Raw genomic sequence first — 5,271 nt, 5'->3', positions numbered from 1 at the left:
GCCTTCCTCCATGCAAAATCGTGCAGAACCTCTCGCAGTCTTTGTGTTTGGGATATGCACGAAATTGCTCCCTATCCTGGCTTGCTGTTTGATTATGCTCCGGCGTGAGGATTTTACCTGCAATGTTGCCACAAGTTTTTGGCCTTTAGGCTGTGGGGTTTAGCGGGGCCAGGCGGCGAACAGGGATTGACATCGGTTGATCGATTGCCCTTTTCTCAGATCCGGTTGCGTGGAACTTACAACCCGTGACGCAAAGTGAGCCCCGGACGGTCCACTGTGCTCCTCACAGATTCGCTGGAACGCAGGGTTTAGAATCGTTCGTGGCGCCAAGGCAATTGCGCCACCTTTTTCGCCCGCGCAGCGTAGTCTGCGGCGGGCAGATGTGTGCGACTTTTTGAGGAAGTGGGCAGGGATGCGAGCGAAGACGGCGGTAGTGCTGGGCGCCCAGTGGGGCGACGAGGGTAAAGGCAAAATTGTTGACGTACTGAGCGAGCGCTTCAGTGCCGTGGCGCGCTATGCGGGCGGGCACAACGCCGGACACACGGTTATCCACGGCGGCCAGAAGTTCGTGCTCCAGCTCATTCCCTGCGGCGTGCTGCGTCCGGGATGCAAAGGCGTCATCGGCAACGGCGTGGTTCTTGACCCCATCGCTTTCCTCAAAGAAGTTGCCAAGTTGCGTGGTCTCGGCATCGAGGTTGATGACCGGCTTTTTGTTTCGAATCGTGCGCAGGTGATTCTGCCCTACCATCGCATGATCGAGCTGGCAGCGGAAAGCGCGCCGGGGCGCAAGCGCATCGGGACAACCAGCCGCGGCATTGGCCCCGCCTATGAAGACAAGATGGCTCGCAGCGGCTTGCGCATCGTGGACCTGCTGAACACATCGCTCCTGAAAACGCACATTGAGGCAGCCTGCGGTGAGAAGAATGCGATCGCCCATGCACTGTTCGGCACCGATCCGCTCGATCCGGAAAAGATGTACGAGGAATACGCAGCCGCTGCAGAAGAAGTGCGTCCGTTTGTGGCGGACACGGGCCGGTTGCTCCACCAGGTCATCGCCAGCGGCGGCTCGGTGATGTTCGAAGGCGCGCAGGGCACGATGCTCGATATCGATCACGGTACCTATCCATTTGTAACGTCGTCTTCCGCAACGGCGGGCGGCGCAGCCACAGGCACCGGAGTTGGACCGACGGCAATCGGCACCGTGATCTCGGTGACCAAGGCATACGTGACGCGCGTCGGCGAAGGTCCGTTCCCCACAGAAATCCATGACGCTGTTGGAGACCAGCTGCGCGCGCGCGGCAATGAATACGGTGCCGTAACAGGCCGGCCGCGCCGCTGCGGATGGCTCGACATCCCGCTGCTGCGCTACTCCAACCAGGTGAACGGCGCGGAGTGGCTGGTGGTGACAAAGATGGATGTGCTCGACGAACTCGAGGAGATCCCCATCTGTATCGGCTACGAAGTGGATGGCAAGGTCAGCGACGAAATTCCCGCCGACGTGCAGGGACTGGAGCGCATCAAGCCGGTGTATACAACACTGAAGGGCTGGCGCTCATCCACTGAAGGCATCACCGAATTTGATAAGCTGCCGAAAGCCGCGCAGGAGTATCTCCGTTTTCAGGAGCGCGAGAGCGGCGCGAAGATCGGGATGGTATCCACGGGCCCCGACCGTGAACAGACGATGGTGTTGCCGGAATTTGCAGCAGCACTCGATGAGATTCACGCATAGACTGGATTGACCGCCGAGGGATTTACCTTGGTTTAAGGAAGTGCTCCCCATGATCAGCTTTACTGTCCGGATGAGGTTTGCCCAGGAAGATCGGGCGGAGATTGCCGATATTCTGCATGAGCTCACCGCGGCATCGCGCCAGGAGCCGGGATGCGTAAGCTACATTCCTCACTGGGTGCAGGGCGATCCGTGCACCGTGTTGATCTACGAACAGTACCAGGACCAGAAAGCCGAAGAGGCACACCGACAGTCTCCGCACTTCAAGAAGTACGCCGTCGCCGGGCTCTACCAGAAGATGCTTGAGCGCAGCCGCGAAGACCTGGCAGCTCTGGCGTAACGATTCGTCGGGAGCGAAACGGCTGGAGAGTTGCCGCAGGCCAGAGGCGCACGGTGAAATTTCCTTCCTTTGAGGATTTGGCGAACGTAATTCGCGATTCAGCCCGATTGAAGCGGGAATTGCGCATTGATCCCGACACGAAGGTTTGTCGCGACCTCGGCATTTCTGGAAGTGACGGGGCCAAACTCCTGAAGGCGATTGAAGGTCATTACGGAATAGAGTTCAAATCGGAGCCTTACGACCGAATTGAGAGCGATTGCTCGATTCTCAGAGAGGATCGCGATGACTCTCCAGTGATTCAGACCCCCCTCGGGGGATCATTTTCAGAGGAAAACCCATTCACGGTTGGGCAACTATACAGGGTCCTCCTGCAAGAGTTGGGCGCACTTCCTGACAATCCGGAAGTGCGTTCGCGGGCGAACTAAGCCTCCCAAGTGTCTCAGGACAGATTCTGATGCGGGCGGCGTAACGGCCGGGGTTTCGCAAAATCAAAATATTGTGGCTCGGGGATCCCTTTAGTCACAGCATCTAATGACCGAAAGGGTGTTCGCACAATGGCGTTTGTGATGCCGCCCATTGACCCGCGCTCCAGTCCGAGGATACTATCCGTTACGCCTATGGGAATGCGGAAGGCAAGCTTGCCTGCGGGCAAGAATCGCTGTTTCGCGACGAGCATCGCCGCTTTGGTGATGCTTGCTGCCGTTGCATCGCTGCATGCCATGCCACGCGCGGAGCGGCATGAGACGCGGCACGAGATCGAGCACCTGGAAGACTCCTGGCGCAATGCGGTGTTGAAGGGAAACATTGCGGCGATGGATTCGCTGCTCGCCGATGACTACATGGCCATTACCCCCACCGGCATCCTGCAGTCGAAGGAACAGGCGCTCGCTAACCTTCGCTCGGGCGCGGTTCATTTCAAGTCGATCGACTTGAGCGACCTCAAGATTCGCTTGTATGGAACTACGGCGCTGGTCACCTCGCGTGCCGAAGTGGCCGCCACGGGACCGGAAGGCAATGTATCCGGCAGCTACCGCTACACGCGTGTGTACGTTAGAGACACGCACGGCGCGTGGCACATCGTGAGCTTCGAAGCCAGCAAGATTACTGATCCCGGCAGACATCACTGATCTTCATTGAAGATTCGCGCCGACGCTACAGGGCGATTGGCTGCGGTGTGGATGCAATCCCATGGATTTCACTTCGCTTCACCGCGCTGTTCCCGGTGTTCTCTTCGGAAGTTGTTTTTGCCGCATGCGCGGTTTGTCAGCTATTTGCAGGCTCTAGAATTGAGCCGATGCCTGAACTGCCCGAAGTGGAGACAATTGCGCGGGGCGTGAATGCGCGTGTGCGCGGCGACCGGATAGTTGAAGTATGGTTTGGCTCGCATCGTGAACCCTTCAAGACACCGCCGGCCAGACAAGCCGCGGGATTACGCGAGCGGCCAATCGTTGCCGTCCATCGCACCGGCAAGCACATCGTGCTGGAACTGGGCGGAACGTCTGGCGATCGCGCCGGCGCAAAAAGCTCGCCTGAAAAACCAGACGAAATTGCCGCGCAGTGGATTGTGCACCTGGGCATGACCGGGCGCTTGCTGGTGACGACGCCGGATGCTCCTGTGGCAAAACACACGCACGCGCGCCTGACGCTTGCGAGCGGACGTGAGTTGCGTTTTGTAGATCCCCGGAGATTCGGACGGCTGGAGTTTCGCGACCTGCGCAAGGGGTCTGGTTTCGCTGGCCCGGGAGCTGAACCGCTTACCATCGACGCGGAACCGTTTGCGCATCTGTTTCACGGGCGAAAGCTGGCTATCAAGGCCGCGTTGCTGAACCAGACTCTTCTGGCGGGCGTGGGAAACATCTATGCCGACGAGAGCCTGTTTCATGCGGGAATTCGTCCGCGGCGCAGATCGGGGCAGCTGACGCGCGCGGAGCTGGAAAAACTGCGGGGAGCGTTACGCAAGGTTCTCGAGCAGGCGATCCGTGCGGGTGGATCGTCAGTATCAGACTATGTGGATGCCGAAGGTGTGCGGGGGTTTTTCCAACTGGAACACTGCGTGTATCAGCGCACAGGAAAACCTTGCCGCAAGTGTGGAAACGCGATCAAACGCATCGTAGTGGCGGGACGGAGCACGCATTACTGCGCGCATTGTCAGCGATGAAGCCCGGGCCGAATCTATTATTTTTTGAAGTGAGACAGCTCAGTTTTACCAGAATCAAAACGGTTTCCCGATCGTCGACAATGCAACTGCTTGAAATCAAACAATGTCCCGAACGGCACTCCGATTGCTACTTAGCAGGGTGCCAGTGATGTACCGGCTGCTGGAAGATTCCGGCGAGCCCGCAAAAAACAGCAGACGCTCGGCAAGAGCAGCCGTCAATGAACGGCAGACCGGCCGGGAGAGCCTGTAGAAGGCGCGGTGGATATAACCACCGCCCATAATTTGCTGGGAGGCCAGTGACCAGCGCAGGGACACAAAACGCCACTCGAAGGAGTGGCGTTTTGTGCATCAGCCTGAGAAGTCACCTGGGCGAACCCCGGCACCCAGAGTTCTGCGCGGTTACGGCTGTACCAGAGAAGTTGCAGGGGCGCTACTTGCACTGCTGTTCGGGAGCCTGTACTATCGAACTTGCCTATCAAGCGGCTGAAGCGAATCACCTGCATCAAGGGTTGAACCGGCTCGCCGCTGACAAAAGATACTTCGCAACCGGGACCGGCTAATCAGGCGGAAGCAGCGAGGGATCCTATAGGACAGGCATCACCCCAGGAAACGCTGGCCGAATCGTACCGATCCAGACAACCGGAGAATGCTGTTGCAGGTGAGTCGGACAGAAGGCTTGAGCGTTTTGATTAGATGTTTGGCCCTGAAGTCGCATCGAAGAAGTAGCGGACATTCTCCGCGGGGATCCTGGCGACAAGCAATTGTCGAGGGAGCAGACCAGAATGCCGCGACCGACCGGGCAGGAAAGGTACACCCACTGTTAACGCGTCGCGGGTACGCAAATGTCGTGGTAGATTGCGTTCGAGAACACAGTTCCTTCGACACATTGCGCGACTGCATCGACAAGCGGACATTTGAACTCTGCGGAATCGTTCCTTCAACGGGACGCAGCAGAGAGCGGGAAACTCAGCAGCCCCGTAAATGGAAGAGCTGAAGCAAGTGAATTAATGCAACTCACAGCAATGTGCCAGGAAGTGCACGCATGAC

The 5,271-nt window shown here is 58.2% G+C and carries 4 protein-coding genes; all 4 read left to right on the top strand.

Translation table 11 applies throughout. The annotated features are described in order from the left end of the window. The first annotated feature begins 412 nt into the window (after positions 1 to 412). The 4 genes from WA354_RS22570 to mutM all read left to right on the top strand — a co-directional run bounded on the left by WA354_RS22570 (position 413) and on the right by mutM (position 4,224). A complete protein-coding gene (locus tag WA354_RS22570) occupies positions 413 to 1,729 on the top strand; it encodes an adenylosuccinate synthase (RefSeq protein WP_472815278.1) in 1,317 nt (438 codons plus the stop codon). A 49-nt stretch (positions 1,730 to 1,778) separates the two neighbouring features. After that, on the top strand, positions 1,779 to 2,066 hold the full coding sequence (locus WA354_RS22565) for a putative quinol monooxygenase (protein ID WP_472815277.1): 288 nt from the start codon (positions 1,779 to 1,781) through the stop codon (positions 2,064 to 2,066). Between the two features lie 638 nt (positions 2,067 to 2,704). Continuing rightward, positions 2,705 to 3,193 carry a nuclear transport factor 2 family protein gene (locus WA354_RS22560; RefSeq protein ID WP_472815276.1) on the top strand — a complete coding sequence of 163 codons (489 nt, stop codon included), beginning with the start codon at positions 2,705 to 2,707 and terminating at the stop codon, positions 3,191 to 3,193. A gap of 167 nt (positions 3,194 to 3,360) precedes the next feature. Further along, positions 3,361 to 4,224 (top strand): bifunctional DNA-formamidopyrimidine glycosylase/DNA-(apurinic or apyrimidinic site) lyase, encoded by an 864-nt coding sequence (mutM, locus tag WA354_RS22555; RefSeq protein WP_472815275.1) that lies wholly within the window; start codon positions 3,361 to 3,363, stop codon positions 4,222 to 4,224. Positions 4,225 to 5,271 lie beyond the last annotated feature (1,047 nt).

The organism is Occallatibacter sp., from assembly GCF_049802275.1.
GTDB lineage: Bacteria > Acidobacteriota > Terriglobia > Terriglobales > Acidobacteriaceae > Telmatobacter.
Note: the sequence above shows the minus strand (reverse complement) of the source record. Positions and strands in the feature narration are given on the sequence as shown.

Coding starts and splice junctions, on each gene's coding strand:
- mutM (WP_472815275.1), top strand. CDS start 3,361: ATGCCTGAACTGCCCGAAGTGGAGACAATTGCGCGGGGCGTGAATGCG.
- WA354_RS22570 (WP_472815278.1), top strand. CDS start 413: ATGCGAGCGAAGACGGCGGTAGTGCTGGGCGCCCAGTGGGGCGACGAG.
- WA354_RS22565 (WP_472815277.1), top strand. CDS start 1,779: ATGATCAGCTTTACTGTCCGGATGAGGTTTGCCCAGGAAGATCGGGCG.